At 74.1% G+C, this 15,689-nt stretch carries 11 protein-coding genes; 4 read left to right on the plus strand and 7 right to left on the minus strand.

Annotated features, from left to right (window positions below; all coding sequences use genetic code 11):
* Window position 1 precedes the first annotated feature (1 nt).
* The 4 genes from ACIG0D_RS12040 to ACIG0D_RS12055 all read right to left on the minus strand — a co-directional run bounded on the left by ACIG0D_RS12040 (window position 2) and on the right by ACIG0D_RS12055 (window position 4,220).
* A complete protein-coding gene (locus ACIG0D_RS12040) occupies window positions 2-2,224 on the minus strand; it encodes an NHLP family bacteriocin export ABC transporter peptidase/permease/ATPase subunit (protein ID WP_399798902.1) in 2,223 nt (740 codons plus the stop codon).
* Complete coding sequence (locus ACIG0D_RS12045; RefSeq protein WP_399798904.1) at window positions 2,221-3,027, minus strand: HlyD family efflux transporter periplasmic adaptor subunit; 807 nt, start codon at window positions 3,025-3,027, stop codon at window positions 2,221-2,223. The genes ACIG0D_RS12040 and ACIG0D_RS12045 overlap by 4 nt, the downstream gene beginning before the upstream one ends.
* Before the next feature lie 104 nt (window positions 3,028-3,131).
* Window positions 3,132-3,350 carry a type A2 lantipeptide gene (locus ACIG0D_RS12050; protein WP_399798907.1) on the minus strand — a complete coding sequence of 73 codons (219 nt, stop codon included), beginning with the start codon at window positions 3,348-3,350 and terminating at the stop codon, window positions 3,132-3,134.
* A gap of 456 nt (window positions 3,351-3,806) precedes the next feature.
* Window positions 3,807-4,220: a PaaI family thioesterase gene (locus ACIG0D_RS12055; protein ID WP_399798910.1), complete on the minus strand. Its 414-nt coding sequence runs from the start codon at window positions 4,218-4,220 to the stop codon at window positions 3,807-3,809.
* Window positions 4,221-4,442: 222 nt separating this feature from the next.
* Here ACIG0D_RS12055 and ACIG0D_RS12060 point away from each other — a divergent pair, with 222 nt between their 5' ends.
* Window positions 4,443-5,882, plus strand: coding sequence for a S1 family peptidase (locus ACIG0D_RS12060; protein ID WP_399798912.1), 1,440 nt, complete (start codon window positions 4,443-4,445; stop codon window positions 5,880-5,882).
* A 67-nt stretch (window positions 5,883-5,949) separates the two neighbouring features.
* Here the strand turns inward: ACIG0D_RS12060 and ACIG0D_RS12065 are convergent, their stop codons facing one another.
* Complete coding sequence (locus tag ACIG0D_RS12065; RefSeq protein ID WP_399799288.1) at window positions 5,950-8,094, minus strand: SpoIIE family protein phosphatase; 2,145 nt, start codon at window positions 8,092-8,094, stop codon at window positions 5,950-5,952.
* A gap of 817 nt (window positions 8,095-8,911) precedes the next feature.
* Here ACIG0D_RS12065 and ACIG0D_RS12070 point away from each other — a divergent pair.
* Complete coding sequence (locus tag ACIG0D_RS12070) at window positions 8,912-9,517, plus strand: response regulator transcription factor (RefSeq protein ID WP_365764828.1); 606 nt, start codon at window positions 8,912-8,914, stop codon at window positions 9,515-9,517.
* A 105-nt stretch (window positions 9,518-9,622) separates the two neighbouring features.
* Here the strand turns inward: ACIG0D_RS12070 and ACIG0D_RS12075 are convergent, their stop codons facing one another.
* Together ACIG0D_RS12075 and lanKC are read right to left on the minus strand one after the other, a co-directional pair.
* On the minus strand, window positions 9,623-9,739 hold the full coding sequence (locus ACIG0D_RS12075) for a SapB/AmfS family lanthipeptide (RefSeq protein WP_365764826.1): 117 nt from the start codon (window positions 9,737-9,739) through the stop codon (window positions 9,623-9,625).
* Between the two features lie 103 nt (window positions 9,740-9,842).
* Entirely contained in the window at window positions 9,843-12,452 is a 2,610-nt protein-coding gene (gene lanKC / locus ACIG0D_RS12080; protein ID WP_399798916.1) for a class III lanthionine synthetase LanKC, read from the minus strand.
* Between the two features lie 238 nt (window positions 12,453-12,690).
* Between lanKC and ACIG0D_RS12085 the strand changes: the two genes are divergently transcribed.
* Both ACIG0D_RS12085 and ACIG0D_RS12090 read left to right on the plus strand, forming a co-directional pair.
* On the plus strand, window positions 12,691-15,138 hold the full coding sequence (locus ACIG0D_RS12085) for a SpoIIE family protein phosphatase (protein WP_399798919.1): 2,448 nt from the start codon (window positions 12,691-12,693) through the stop codon (window positions 15,136-15,138).
* Between the two features lie 56 nt (window positions 15,139-15,194).
* Window positions 15,195-15,614, plus strand: coding sequence for a CBS domain-containing protein (locus ACIG0D_RS12090; RefSeq protein ID WP_399798922.1), 420 nt, complete (start codon window positions 15,195-15,197; stop codon window positions 15,612-15,614).
* Window positions 15,615-15,689: the final 75 nt, after the last annotated feature.

Below are 15,689 nucleotides of genomic sequence, written 5' to 3' on the forward strand. Positions count from 1 at the left end.
CTCACCGCTCCCTGACCAGCGCCGCGTACGCGCCGCCGCGCGCCACCAGCTCCTCGTGCCGCCCGCGCTCGACGACCGTGCCGTGCTGGAGGACCACGATCTCGTCGCTGTCCCGCACGGTGGACAGCCGGTGCGCGATCACCACACAGGCACAGCCGCGGCGGCGCAGGTTGTCCATCACGACCAGCTCCGTCTCCGCGTCGAGCGCGCTGGTCACCTCGTCCAGCACCAGGATGCTCGGGCGGCGCACCAGCGCCCGGGCGATCTCCAGGCGCTGGCGCTGCCCGCCGGAGAAGTTCCGCCCGTCCTGCTCGACCCGGCTGTGGATGCCGCCCGGACGGCGCATCACCACGTCGTACAGCGCGGCGTCCCGCAGCGCCTCGATCACCGCGTCGTCGGGGATCGACGGGTCCCACAGCGCCACGTTGTCGCGGACCGTGCCCTCGAACAGGAACACATCCTGGTCGACGAAGGAGACGGAGGCCGCGAGGGCGCCGCGCGGGATGTCCTCCAGGCGCTGCCCGTCGATCCGGATGACGCCCTCCCACGGGCTGTACAGCCCCGCGATCAGCCGCGACACGGTCGACTTGCCGCTGCCGGAGCCGCCGACCAGCGCCACCTGCTGCCCCGGTCCCACGGTCAGGTCGAAGCCGGTCAGCAGCGGCTTGTCCAGCGGGCTGTAGCCGAAGGTGATGTTCTCCAGCTCGACGTGCCCGTGCAGCCGCCGCGTGGACTCCCCGCCCGGACGGCTGTAGAGCGGGTCCGCGCGGAAGTTCTCCACGTCCTTCAGCCGCGCCACGTCCGCCGCGAAGTCCTGGATGCGGCCCGCGACCCCGTTGAGCCGGGTCAGCGGGGCGGTGAACCGGGTGACCAGCGCCTGGAAGGCGACCAGCAGACCCACCGAGATATGGCCCTCGATGGCCCGCATCCCGCCGATCCACAGGATCAGCGCGCTGTTCAGCGTGGCCAGCGTCGGGGCCACCACACCCAGCCAGGCGCTCGGCACCCCGAGCCGCTGCTGCTCCTCCAGCGTGGTCGCGTGCTGCCCGGCCCACTTGCGGAAGTAGCCGTCCTCGCCGCCGGTCGCCTTCATCGTCTCGATGAGCTGCAGGCCGCTGTACGCCGTCGTCGTCAGCCGCGCGTTGTCCGCGCGCAGCTTCGCCGTACGGGTCGCGCGCAGCCGGATCACCACCCGCATGGCGACGATGTTCAGCAGCGCCACCCCGATGCCGACGAACGTCAGCTGCGGGTCGTACGTGTAGAGCAGCACCGCGTAGAGCACGACGACCACCGCGTCCACGCCCGCCGCCGCGAGGTCGCGGGCCAGGGTCTCGGCGACCGCGTCGTTCGACTGGAGGCGCTGCACCAGGTCGGCCGGGCTGCGCTGGGAGAAGAAGGTGACCGGCAGCCGCAGCAGATGGCGCAGGAAGCGGGCGCTGGACAGGGTGGAGGAGATGATCCGGCCCTGGTGCAGGTTCGCCTGCTGGAGCCAGGTCAGCACCAGCGTGAGCAGCACGCACGCGCCCATGGACGCGAACAGCACGTCCAGCAGCGAGGTCTGCCCGCCGATCAGGAACATGTCGATGTACGTCCGGCTGAGCGCCGGCACCGCCGCGCCGACCAGCACCAGCAGCAGGCTCGCCAGTACGGCGGCGGGCAACGTGCCCGCGGTGCCGCGCAGCCGGGCGGGCATCGCGCCGAGCACGCCCGGCCGGCGCCCGCCCTTGGTGAAGTCCTCGCCGGGCTCCATCACCAGCACCACGCCGGTGAAGCTGCCGTCGAAGTCCTCCATCGGCACGAACCGGCGGCCCTTGCCGGGGTCGTTGACCCACACGCCGCGGCGGCCGAAGCGGCGGCCCATGCCGTCGTAGACGACGTAGTGGTTGAACTCCCAGAACAGGATGGCCGGCGCCTTCACCTCGGCGAGCGCGGCCAGGTCCATCTGCATGCCCTTGGCGGTCAGGCCGTAACTGCGGGCCGCCTTCAGCAGGTTGCTGGCGCGCGAGCCGTCACGGGAGACACCGCAGGCGATGCGCAGCTCCTCCAGCGGGACGTGCCTGCCGTAGTGGCCGAGCACCATCGCCAGCGAGGCGGCGCCGCACTCGACGGCCTCCATCTGGAGCACGGTGGGGGTGCGCACGGTACGGCGGCGCACCTTGGGGACCGTGCGCCGCGGCGGGGCGGCCCGGCGGCGGCCCCGGGTTTCCTCGGCGGTGGTGGTCACGGCAGCAGCCAATCGACGGGACGCTGATCGGCCAGCCGGATCGAGCCGGTGGCCAGGGTCATGGAGGTGAGGGGGTGCGGCGGGCCGTCCGTGGTCGACCAGGCGTAACCGCTCTTCGTGGAGGCCGACCTGTCGAGGCGGACGAGTACGGCGACGGGGCGGCCGTCCTTGGTGAACTGCTCCCCGAGCTGGCTGTCACCGAGGAACGCGCCGATCCGCTGGGCGGTCTGCGGCGAGCGGTCCACGGACTTCACATGGCCGCGCAGCACGCCGTACTCCTGCGTGGGGACCGTCTGCACGGTGAGGTCCACGGGCGCGTTCGCGGGGATCGCGGAGGCGTTCTGGGCGGGGACGTACACCGTCGCGTACAGCGGGGCGTTCTTCGCCGTCACCTTCTCCACGGCGGCCACGTTCGCGCCGGTGGAGACGATCTGGCCGATCGTCGCGGCGAGCGCGGTCAGCCGGCCCGCGGCGAGCGTGCGGACCACGGTCTCGCCCTGGGCGGTACGGACCTTCAGCACGGGGGCGTCGGCGGGCAGTTGCTCGCCCTGCTCGGCGAGGATCTCGGTGACCTGGCCGGAGACCGGGCTCTGCAGGATGTAGCTGCCCTGCCCGTGGGTGAGCACGGCGGGCGCGCTTACGGTGGAGGACACCGAACCCGTCACCGCCCACACGGAAGCGGCCGCCATCGCGACCACCGTCACGGACAGTACGAGCCAGCCCTGCGGGCGGGCCAGCCGCACCGGAAGGTCCAGCTCCTCCGGCGACTGGAGTCTGGCGAGGGCCTGTTGGCGGAACTGCACGATCTTCCTCACCCGGGGTGGTGCGCGTCGGGGCAGACCGAGTCCCGGGACCGGTCGGGCCGACCCCGGGACTCATGAGCACGTCAGGGTGTGCTCGAATGCGGTCAGAGACCGGCGACGGCGCCCTGGAGCGGGGCGGCGTTCACGCCGGAGACGCCCTGGGCGACACCGGTGACCGTGTTGACCAGGCCGAAGGCGCCCGGGGCGACCTCCTGCGCGAGGGCCAGGGTGCTGTCGAGGGTGTTCACCTGCAGACCGCCGGAGACGTTGTCCAGCTCGGCGTCGGAGATCTCGACGGTCTCAACCTGGGGGGTGGAGTTCATGATGGAACTTCCCTTCGTATGGATATTTCACAAGGGGGGAGCGGCCCCCTCTGGGGACAGATGGACGGCCGCGAACCGCAAGGCGCCGGGCGCCCCTGGAGAGGGCGCCCTCGCAGCCCCGACGGTGCGATGGATCAAAGCACGCGGCGACCTCCGTCCTCCAATCAACCACCCGTCTCACCTGGGCACTTGAAACCCCGGCGTGCCCAACCGTGCAGGTGTACCCACGGCTTGTCGGCGACTTCTTCACATGCCGCACGGCATCGGCGCACACCGCCGCTCGCCGCCCGTTCGGCGAATCCGGCACACCCGTCCCAATGGCGCGCCAGACGGTGCGGGCGCGTGGGGATCCTCCGCGTCCGGTGAGCCGGTTGGGCAGTCGATGTGCAGATTCCCTGAAGCTCTCGTTCCGCTACGTGATCGAAACAGAGCGTCGCCGGGTGATTGCGGAACGTGTCAGCCCAGGAGTGCGTAGACCGTGCTCGCGCGGGCCGCGAGGTCGCCGGCCGGCTCCGCCGTCATCGTGATGTCCGCGAACGCCATCCGGCGGCCCAGCTTGGTGAGCACCGCGGTGACGAGGACGTCCGAGCCGGTCACCGCGCGCTGGAAGGACGTCGACTGCTGAACCGTCGTCATCGGGACGAAGGCGCCGCGCGCCGCCGAGACGGCGATCACCGTCGCGGTGTCCGCCGCGGCCATCAGCGCCTGTCCCGACAGTGCGCCGCCCTCCCGGGCCAGCCGGTCCGACCAGGGCAGCCGCAGGGTCGCCCGGTCGTCGCCCAACGCCTCCACGGCGAGGCCCAGTTCGAGCACCCAGGGGGCGAAGTTCGCGGACAGGATCTTCTCGGCGTCGGCCGTGGTCATCGTCATGGAGGGACTTTTCCCCGGAGGCCCGTCGATATCGCACGTCTGCCTGCCCTTCTCGTCCATCGGGCTCCTCCATCCGGGGGCCGGTTTCGCGCCAACCCGGTCCGGTTTCGCACACGCGGTTGAACGCCCCGCGCGTGCGCTGCGTACCAGTGGCCATCCAGGCGCCCCCAACCGCCGCCGAAGGGCGGCCCGGACCCGGTCCCCTCAGGAGGTCGAGAAGTCTTGAGTCACAAGCGCATTCCGAAGCGCAAGGCCGTGCTGGCCGCGGGCGGCGTGGCAGCGCTCGGAGCGGCGGCGCTCCTGCTGCCGAACGCCAACGCGTCCCAGGACGGCGCGGCGGACACCCAGGCCGCACCCCGCGCCTTGAAGGCCGCGGACGCCTCGGATCTCGCCGGCCGGCTCGCCGGACTGCTCGGCGACGCCTTCGCCGGGTCGTACTACGACGCCGACCGGCAGCAGCTCGTCGTCAACGTGGTCGGCGACAACAACCAGCTCGTCGTCCAGGCCAAGAAGGCGGGCGCGGCGGTCCGCGAGGTCGACAACAGCACCGCCGAACTGAAGGCCGCCGAACGGACCCTGAAGAGCGAGGCGACCATCCCGGGCACCGCCTGGGCCGTCGACCCCAGAAGCAACAAGATCGTCGTCACCGCCGACTCCACGGTCACCGGCGCCAAGTGGGACACGCTGGAGTCCACCGTGCAGAGCCTCGGCTCGGACATGGCGACCCTGCGCAAGTCCACCGGCACCTTCAAGCCGTTCGCCTCGGGCGGTGACGCCATCTTCGGCGGCGGCGCCCGCTGTTCCCTCGGCTTCAACGTCACCGCGGGCGACGGCACCCCGGCCTTCCTGACCGCCGGCCACTGCGGCGTCGCGGCGGAACAGTGGTCCGACGCCCAGGGCGGCGCGCCGATCGGCACCGTCGACCAGGCCGTCTTCCCCGGCGAGGGCGACTTCGCGCTGGTGAAGTACGACGACCCCGCCACCGAGGCGCCCAGCGAGGTGAACGCGGAGGGGCAGGCCGTCCCGATCCTCCAGGCGGCGGAGGCCACCGTCGGCCAGGAGGTGTTCCGCATGGGCAGCACCACGGGCCTCGCCGACGGCACGGTCACCGGGCTCGACGCCACCGTCAACTACCCGGAGGGCACCGTCACCGGGCTCATCCAGACGAACGTCTGCGCCGAACCCGGCGACAGCGGCGGCTCGATGTTCACCCAGGACGGCCTGGCCCTCGGCCTCACCTCCGGCGGCAGCGGCGACTGCACGGTCGGCGGGGAGACCTTCTTCCAGCCCGTCACCACCGCGCTGGAGGCGGTGGGCGCGACCCTCGGCGAGGGCGGCGCGTCGGGAGCCGGCGGCGCGGGCGAGGGTGCCGGTGGCGAACAGGGTGCCGGCGGCGAGGAGCAGGGCGCCGGGAACGGCCAGGAGGGCGCCGACCCCGGTCAGCAAGGTGCCGATCCCGGTCAGCAGGGCGCCGGGAACGAGCAGCAGGGCGCCGGGAACGGTCAGGAAGGGGCCGTTCCCGGTCAGGAAGGCGCCGACCCCGGTCAGCAGGCCGGCGGCGAACAGCAGGGCTCCGGTGACGGGCAGGACGCCGGAGCCGGAGAGCAGCCCGGCGGCGAGGATGACGGCGCCGACGAGTCCGGGCTGACCCAGCCCCACTGACCTCCGCCGATGGGTCGGTGAGGCGGGCCGGGCCCCTCGGCGGAGGGGCCCGGCCACTTCGCACGTCTCACGCCCGTGCCCGCAGCAGCAGCAACGCCACGTCGTCCCCCCGCTCCTCCGCCCCCGCCCCCTGCCCGATCAGCACGTCGGCCAGCTCGTCCAGCGGCAGCTGCCCGGCCTCGCCGAGCCGCCGCCCGAGGGTCGCGAGCGCGTCCTCGATGTCGACGCCGGGGGACTCGATCAGCCCGTCGGTGTACAGCAGCAGCACGGAGCCGGGCGCCAGCTCCACCTCGGTCGTCGGATACCCGGCCGACGCGTCGATGCCCAGCAGCGGACCGCCCGCCAGGTCGAGCACCCGCACCCGCCCGTCCGGCCGTCGCAGCAGCGGCGGCGGATGCCCGGCCCGGGCCATCACCGCCCGCCCGTGCGCCGGGTCGAGCCGCAGATACAGACAGCTCGCGAACAGGTCGACGCCGAGGTCGATCAGCAGCCGGTTGGTGCTGCGCATCACCTCCTGCGGCGACTGGCCGACGGTGGTGTACGCCCGTACAGCCGTCCGGATCTGCCCCATCAGCCCCGCCGCGGTCACGTTGTGGCCCTGCACGTCCCCGATCACGGCCGCCGCGCCGCTCGGCACCGGGACCACGTCGTAGAAGTCGCCGCCGATGTCCATGCCCCGGGTGCTCGGCAGATAGCGGGCCGCCGTCTCGATGCCCGGCAGCGGTGGCAGGGAGGGCGGCAGCAGTGCCGCCTGCAGACCGTGCGCCAGCTGGTGTTTCACGTCGTACAGCAGCGCCCGCTCCAGGGCGAGCGCCACCAGCCCGGCCACGCTGCTCAGCACCGCCCGCTCGTCCGTGGAGAAGGGGTGCGGCTCGGCGTAGGCGAGGACGCACGTCCCTACCGGGCGTCCCGATGCGATCAGCGGCAGATACGCCCAGGCGGCGAACCCGTCCGGGGTCGCGGACCGCGACGGATACAGCCGCTCCAGCTCCTCCCGTGACTCGAAGAACGCCGGCACCCCGGTGGTCAGGGCGTGCGCGCCCGGCGTCTGCGCGCCGAGCGGCGTCCCGTCGAACCGCTCCACCACCCGCGGGTCGGGATAGCCGCGATGCCCCAGCACCCGCAGCCGGCCCGCCCGGGTGCCGAGCACCACCAGGGCCTGGCTGCCGACCGCGGGGGCGAGTTCCTCGGCCACCAGCTGCACCACGTCCTGCACGCCCACCGCCTCGGTCAGCGCGCTCGCGAGCGCGAGGACCTGCGAGATGGTGACCAGCCGGCCCGGTCCGTCGGCGGAACGCGGCCCGGCCCGGCTCATTCCCGTCATCGCCCCGGTCCGGGTGATCCGCACGCTCAGCCCGGACGTGCTCGGATACAGCCGGAACGACAGCCAGTCGCCCGGCGGACGCAGCGCCACGAACGACGTGGGGTGCTGGCTGAACAGCGCGGCGCGGTACCGGTCCTCGTACACCGGGTCGTTCAGCCACGGCACCGTCGCCCACAGCTGGTGGCCCACCAGCCGGCGGACCGGCTGGCCGATCAGCTCGGCCGCCGCCGGGTTGGCGAAGGCCACCCGGCCGTGCAGATCGAGCGAGCACAGCCCGTACGGCAGCCGGGACACCAGCCGGGCCGCCTCGATCGCGCCGATCGTGCCGGCCACGCCGCCGACCAGGGGCGCGGCGAGCAGATCCGGCTCCGGAAGCACCGGCCGGCCGTCCCGCGCGGCCCGCTCCAGCCGCAGCGCCAGCCGCTCGCAGGCCGACGTCAGCTGCTCCCGCTCCCGGTCGGACAGCACCGGCGGCCGGACCCCGGGCCAGGTGACGAAAACCGCGCCGTACACCGTGTCCCCGGTCGCCACCGGCAGCGCGGCCAGCGCGAAGGGATACGGCAGCACCACCGCGACACGCGGATACCGGCGGGCCATCTCCTCCTCGTCACCGACCCAGACCAGCCGCCGCTCGCGCACCGCCTCCGAGACCGGGACCGGCGCGCTCACCGAGATCCGTTCCCAGGGCGCGGCGAAGGCCCGCGGCAGCCCCGCCATCACGGCCATCTCCAGCACCTGCTCGTCGGGCGAGAGCAGGTACACCGCCCCGGCGTGCGCGTGAACACCGTCGATCATGGCGGCCAGGGCCAGCGACAGCAGCGGCCCCCCGACCGGGTGCCGGCCGGCCGCCGGTGCCTCCGCGGGCTGCCCGTCGGACACGCCGACCACCTCCTCGCGGCGCTGCGAGCCCAATACCAGGCCTCAAATCTCTCTCGTCCGACCCCACACCGCACGGCGAACGAGCCCCGCACCGCCAGGACCCGCCCCATGCCGCACGGCGAACGACCCCCGCACCGCGCGAGGGCCCGTCCCATGCCGCACGATGGGCTCGGTCCGCACCGCGCGGTGAGGCTTGGCCGCGGGTGCGCGGTGGGGGCGCCGCTCGTATCACGTGGTGGCCCCGCTCACGCCGCATGGCGTCCCTGCCGACGGCGCATGGCGAATCCGGGTCGCAGCGCCTGGCGGGCCCTGCCCATGCCGTCGGCCCCGGTCGCAGCGTGCGGCGGACCCGGCCGGCGCGCGGCGACTTGGCCCACGCCGGACGGCGGCCCCAACCGCCGGTGAGCGGCGAGCCGGCCGTACGGCATGGCGAGCCCAGCCCGCACCGCAGGTGAGGCCGTGAGGCCGCCCGCACCGCCCGCGAGCCTGCCCCGCACCGCATGGCGACCCCGCCCGCACCGGACGCGAGCCTGCCCCGCACCCCGAGGACCCCGACCCATGCCGCGCGGCGGCCTGCCGCACGCCGCCCCGCGAGCCGCCCACGTCGCCCGCCCCAAGTCGACCCGCCCTCGGCGAACCGCCTCTCGTACCCCATCCGCCGCACCTCATTCCCCCTGTCCGGAAGCGTGCCCCGGAGCACGGGCGCGGGGCGCGCGCCCCCGCGCATCCCGTTGGCCGGTTCTGCGCGGCCGGACAGGAGGAGTGCCGCCAAGAATGGGGCACGCGCTCATCACCATGAACCGGCGGCGGTCTGAGAGGGGCAGTGTTGATCCGGGTACTGCTGGTGCACGACGCGTGTCTGGTGCGATCGGTCCTCGCGGACTGGCTGCGCCGGGAACCCGACCTCGGGGTCTACGACGCCCCCTGGCGGGCGGCCCCCGGGCGGGTCCGTTCCTTACGGCCGGACGTCTGCGCCGCGGACCTCGAGTACACCGGCCGCTACGGCATCCCGCCCCTGGCCGAGCTGTCCGGGCGGGGCGGCGACAGACCCCCGCGGCTGCTGGTGCTGGCCGGTGCGGACCGGCCGGGGCTGCTCAGACGGGCCGCCGAGGCCGGAGCGCTCGGCTATGTCGACAAGGCGGGCCCGCCCGAGCGCCTGATCCACGGAATCCGCCAGGTCGCGGCGGGTGAACGTTTCGTCGACGACTCCCTCGGCTTCGGCTTCCTCAAGGCGGCCCAGATGCCGCTGACCGGCCGGGAGCTGAGCGTGCTCAGTCTGGCCGCCCAGGGCGCGTCCATCGCCGAGATAGCCGGCAGCCTGCACCTCTCGCGCGGCACCGTACGCAACTACCTGGCCGCCATCACCCGCAAGACCGGCGCCCGCAACCGCATCGACGCGATACGCATCTCGCAGGGGGAGGGCTGGCTGTAGCGCCCGGGACAAGGCCCCGCGTGCGGGAAGGCCGCACGGGGAAGGCCCCGGGCGGTGCCTCCCTCGCGGGAGACGGCCGCCCGGGGCCCGATGGTGCGGTGCCCGTCAGAGACAGAGCAGAACGCTCGCCGCGCTGATGCAGGAGAGCAGGCTCACGGTGCTGGCGCCGCCGCCACCGGTGTGCTCGTCGGCTTCCATCGCCTGCAGGTCGAGAAGAGCCATCTTCTGTTCCTTTCCGTGATCATCATGGTTGCCCTGATGGGGTTTTCCCGTGCATCCCGTGGGGACGGGTGCGGTTCACGACTCCTCCGGACGGGGAGCCGCGTCATGAGGGCCGCCCGGTGGGCGGCGGGAGGAACGGCAGGGCGGCGGGCGCGTCGCCGAGAGCGGCGCCGAGTGCCAGCAGGCAGCCGGCCGTTCCGGTGGCCAGGTCCATGGAGAGCCGCATCATCTGGTGCCCGGGGAACGCGAGCCGCCCCTGGTACGGCATCGCGAGCCAGCCGAGCCCGGCGATCTGCTCGGCCAGCCGGTCGCTGAGACCGGTGCCGGGCGCGGTGGTGCGGCTGAGGTGCAGGATCATTCCGGCGCGGCCCTGGAAGAGCCCGGGCTGCGCGTAGAAGCGGCAGGTCGCGGCGGTGAGCACGCCCGCACGGGCCCGCTCGAACCCGCCGAGGTCGCCAAGGTCGTCGGTGGCGTCGGTGGCGTGGGCGACGTAGTCGTCGAGGACCATGCCCAGCCCGGCACTGCCGTCGCCGAGGTACGGCAGCGTCCGCCACCCCTCGTCGACCTCCAGCGCCCCGCCCTCGCGGACCACGCAGGACGCCAGATCCTGCCGCAGCGCCCGCCCGGCCGCCGCCAGCAGCTTCCGGTCACCGGTCGTCTCGTACCGCCGCAGCAGGAACAGCGCCTGCCCGCTCGCCCCGCGCAGCAGCCCGGCCCGGCGCCGCGGCGTCTCGGGGCGCGGCTCGTCCAGCCGCCGTACGACGATCTCCGCGGCCTCGGCGGCCCGCTCCCGCAGCCGCGGCTCACCGGTGGTGCCGGCGAGGTGGTCGAGAACCAGCCCCAGCCCGGCGAGCCCGCCGTGCAGATCCGAGGACAGGTGCTGCCAGCGCTCCCGCAGGACACCGTCGAGCAGGTCGAGGGCGCGCTGCCGGTGGCCGAGCCGGTCCAGGACCAGGGCGACGCCCGCGAGACCGTCGTACAGGCCCAGCGGCGTGCCCGCGGGCGGCGGCGCCGTGCGGTCGAGGAGCCAGCGCTCGCCCTCCTCGTACCGGTCCGCGCCCACCTCCGCCAGCGCGTACAGCACCCCGGCCGCGCCGTGCGCGAGTCCCAGGCCGCCGCCGTCGGAGAACTGGGCGATGTCCCCGGGGAAGAGCCGGTCGGTGCGCTCGGGCGTGGCGGAGGCGAGGATCGCCTCGACCATCGAGTCCCGGCTGCGCGGCCAGTCGCACGGCTCCACGGGCCGCACCGGCCGGACGGGGGCGCCCCCGGCGGTGTCCCGGGTGATCTCCTCGACCGCCTCGTCCAGGAACGCCCGCGGCACATCGGGGAACTGCTCGGCGATCACCTCGGCGAGATGCGCCGCCTTGCCCCGGTCGACCACGAACAGCGTGGTCACGGGCATGAAGAGGGCGAGCCGCAGACAGGCCAGCGCATAGCGGTCGACATCGGTGCCCCGGCGGTCCGGCGGCGCGAAGAACCCCGGGTGCGCGACCACCTGGCGGCCCTGTTCGGACACCGGTGCCGCCGCCTCGAAGTCCAGCAGGAACACCGACTCCTCGTCGGGCGCCACCATGATGTTGAAGACGTGCAGGTCGTTGAAGACGATCCCGCGCTCGTGCACCGCCGCCACGGCCCGCTCCACCGCCCCGTGGATCCGCAGCGCCCACGCCGTGTAGTCGGCGACGGCCCGCGGATCCGGCTCCGGCAGGAGCAGCGGGTGCCGTTCGGCGAAGAAGGAGTTGAGCGGCCGGCCCTCGACGAAGTCCATCACCAGGAACCGGTGCTCGCCCAGCGTGAACCAGTCACGCACCTCGGGCACCACCCCGGTCCCGGCCACCCGCTCCAGCGCCTCCTTCTCCCGCTCCAGCCGGGCCACCGCGTCCGCGCCGTCGGCGGCGAGCCCCGCGTACGGGCGCGCCTCCTTCAGCACCACCCGGCGTCCGTCACGGGTGTCTGTGCCCGCGTACACCCCGCCGCCGTTGGAGAAGTGCAGCGCCTTCTCGATGCGGTACGGCAGGTCGCCGACCGTGGTGGCGTTGCGGGCCGCCAGCTGCGGGGCCAGGAAGTCCGGCAGCGTCACCCACTCCGGCACCCGGAAGGCCGGATCGCGCCGGTCCGGCACCAGCCGCCCCTCCCCGTCGCGCAGCGCCGGCACCAGCGACCCGCGCTCGTCGACCACGTAGGAGCGCGCGAAGGCGCCGTAGCGGACGTGGAGCGGACCGTCCTCCCAGCGCAGATCGGTGAGGATGTACGGCCCCTCCATGCCCTTCAGCAGGGCGCCCAGCTCGGTCAGCACCTGGTGCAGCTGCCGCTCGTCCGCCGGGTAGAGGGTGACGAACTTGCCGCTGCCCTCGCGCGGCGCGTACTTGGCGTTGCGCAGATGCAGCAGATGCGGGGCCGGGACGAACTTGAACGGGATACGGCGCGGCACGCAGTAGTCCCACACGATCTCCGCGATCCGCTCCGCGTTCCCCCGGGTGGCCGACGCGTGCACCTTCCAGCCCTGCGCCGGCCCGGGCAGCGGCTCGCCGTCCGCGCCGAGCGGGGTCAGCGTCAGCCAGTCCCCGGTGCGCGCAGCGCGCCAGCCCTCGGGGACCTCGCGCCGGGCCGTCGCGTACAGCGGGGCCGCCTCGCTCCCCGCGCCCGTCAGCCGGTCGGGCGTGTCGTAGAAGTGACCGTCCGCGAGCGCGTACACCTCGTACCGCTTGTCCATGCGTCCCCCTCCGTGACGGCACCGAGCCTTCCAGCCGGGCGGCGGTCGCCGACAGTCACGCCTGTCACGAGGTGGCCGTGCGGAACGCACGCGTCAAGACATGTTCGAACCGTTTCGAGCGTCAGTGCCCCCGAACGGCTTCCCTCGCGCCCCGAACGGCCGCTCTCCGGCCCCGCCCCGGCCCCACGGAGCGACCGCAGGGGCTGCGCGGTCGGCTCATTAGCGCTGTAATACGGACGTGGTCAGTGAGGGCGCTGCGGGACGCGGAACGGCGACGCCGCGCGCCGAGACCGCCCTGCGAGCGATCATGGAGGACCGCGGCGCACCCGAGCGGCTGCACCGCGTACTCGAACAAGCGCTCGTCTTCGCGAGGGCCACGTACGCCGCCGTGTACACCCCCGACGAGGACGGCGATCTGCTGTGCCTGGTGGAGTCGGCGGGCGTCCCGCAGACCCTGTACGGACTGCGCGACAGCTACCCGCTCGCCGGGCACTCCCCGGTGGCCGAGGCCCGCCGCACCGGGCGGCCGGTCTGGCTGGGGCCCGCCGACCTGGCCGCCCGCGCCGAGAGCCGGCGCACCCCCGGGCCGGAGTTCCACGTGGCCGCGCTGCCCGCCCACCCGGAAGCCGACGGCGGCTGCCTGCTCGCCGTCAGCGAGGACCCGCACGGCTTCGACACCGACCAGCGCAAGTCCCTCGAACTGATCGCGGACGCCGTCTCCAGCCCCGCCGCCCCGCCCGGCCGCGCGGCGGGCGGCGAACTCCCGCCCAACGCCTTCTCCCTCGCCATGGACACCGGCCGGGTCGAGGTCGGCGACGAGCTCCTTCACCTGTTCGGCGTCACCCGCGACGACTTCGACGGCCGGGTCGAGACCCTGCTCGGCCTCACCGTCCCCGAGGACCTGCCCTCGCTGATGTCCGTGGTCGAGGCCGACCACATGACCGTCGGCGAGCGGGAACTGGAGTTCCGGGTGCTCCGGCCCGCCGGACCGCCCCGCTGGCTGCGGCTGCGCGGCCGTCTCCTGCCGGGTGTCGAGGGCCGGCCCGCGCTGCTCGTCGGAACCGTCGAGGACGCCGCCGGGCTGCGCTCCGACGTCACCGACGTCGCCCGCGTCCAGCGCCTCGCCTCCGCCCTCGCCACCGCCGGCACCGTCCGCGACGTCAGCCAGGCCGTGGTCGCCGCCCTGCGCCGGCCGCTGCGCGCCGACCGGATCGCGCTCGCCGAGCTGGAGCACGACCGGCTCGTCGTCACCGTCCTCGACCCGCCCGAACCCGAGGCCTGGCCCGAGCTGTGGCGCCTGGAGTGGCGCACCGAGTGGCCCGACGCGCCCGTACGCGCCATGCCCACCCTCGCCTCCGCCCTGCGCGAGGGCCGCGCCCAGATCTGGCCCGCCGGAACCCCACTGGAACCCGCCCTCGCCGAGGTCGGACCCGGCGGCCTCGCCGTGCTGCCGCTGCCCGCCGGCGGCCGGATGGCCGGCGCCTGCCTGATCGGCTGGGACAGCCCGCACGACTTCGGACCCGATGAGCGCGCCCTGCTCACCGCCTCCGCCGGCCTCGCCGGACAGGCCCTGATGCGCGCCCGCGCCTTCGACGCCGAGCACGAACTCGTCGGCATGCTCCAGCGCCAGCTGCTGCCACGCCGGCTGCCCACCCTGCCCGGCGCGGTCGCCGTCGCCCGCTATCTGCCCGCCACCGCGGGCCTCGAGGTCGGCGGCGACTGGTACGACGTCATCCCGCTGCCCGACCACCACGTGGCCCTCGTCATCGGCGACGTACAGGGCCACAGCGCCGCCGCCGCCACCCTGATGGGCCAGATGCGCACCGCGCTGCGCGCCTACGCCGTCGAGGGCCACCCGCCCGACGTGGTCGTCTCGCACGCCAACCGGCTCCTCGTCGACATGGAGACCGACCTCTTCGCCACCTGCGTCTACGTCGACGTCGACATGGAGGAGGGCACCGCTTGGTGCGTCCGCGCCGGACACCTGCCGCCGGTGCTGCGCCACCCCGACGGCTCCACCCGCATCGTCGAGGCGGAGGGCGGCCCGCCGCTGGGCGTCGTCGCCCAGGCCGACTTCCCCATGACCCCGCTGCGGCTGACGCCCGGCACCCTGGTCACCCTCACCACCGACGGCCTCGTGGAGTCCGCGGACGCCGACATCGACCAGGGCATGGACCAGCTCGCCCACCGGCTCGCCGGCGCCGACCCCGCCCACCTCGGCCTGGTCGCCGACGCCCTGCTCACCGGCGCCCGCCGCAGCGACGACGTCGCCTTGCTGCTGATGCGCTACGACGGCATGGCCGTACGCCCCCGCCGGGAGACCTGGACCGTCTGGCGCGTCCCGGAGGCCGTCCGGCACGCCCGCCGCTTCACCCACCGCACCCTGCGCGCGTGGGGCGTCACCCGGTACACCGACACCGTCCTCCTGGTCGTCTCCGAACTCGTCACCAACGCCCTGGTGCACACCGACGGCCCCGTCCGCCTCGACCTCACCCTCGTCGGCAGCAGGCTCCGGGTCGCCGTCGCCGACTCCTCGCCCCGCACGCCCGTGCGGCCCACCAGCATCGGCTGGGAGGCCACCGGGGGACGCGGACTGCTGCTCGTCGAGGCCATGTCGGCGGCCTGGGGCACGGTGCCGGTCAGCGGCGGCAAGCAGGTGTGGTGCGAGATCGTGCTGGACGCCTGACGCCGGGTACCCGGAGCGGCGACAGACTCGGAAGAAGGCGGAGAAGGAGGTACGCCATGACCCAGCACGTCCGCGACATCATGACCGCGGATCCGGTGACCGTGGAACCGGTGACCTCGGTCGCGCAGGTCGCCCGGATCATGCGCGACGAGGACATCGGCGCCGTCCTGGTCACCGAGGGCGACACCCTGCGCGGCCTGGTCACCGACCGCGACCTGGTCGTCCGCTCGCTCTGCGAGGGCGGCGACCCGGAGCAGACCACGGTCGCCTCGGCGTGCAGCGAGGACCTGTTCACGCTGACGCCCGACGAGGAGCTGGACCACGCCGTCCAGCTGATGCGCGAGCACGCGGTACGCCGCGTCCCGGTCGTCGACCACGGTCACCCCGTGGGCATCGTCTCCCTGGGCGACCTGGCGATGGAGCGGGACCCGGACTCCGCCCTCGGCGACATCAGCGTGGCCCGTCCCAACACCTGACCCACCCCACGGCCCGCCCCCCGGGCGGAGCCCACGACAGCGGGCCGGGACCCTCACACGGGCCCCGGCCCGCCC

Source organism: Streptomyces sp. NPDC052773 (genome assembly GCF_044547145.1).
Classification (GTDB): Bacteria; Actinomycetota; Actinomycetes; order Streptomycetales; family Streptomycetaceae; genus Streptomyces.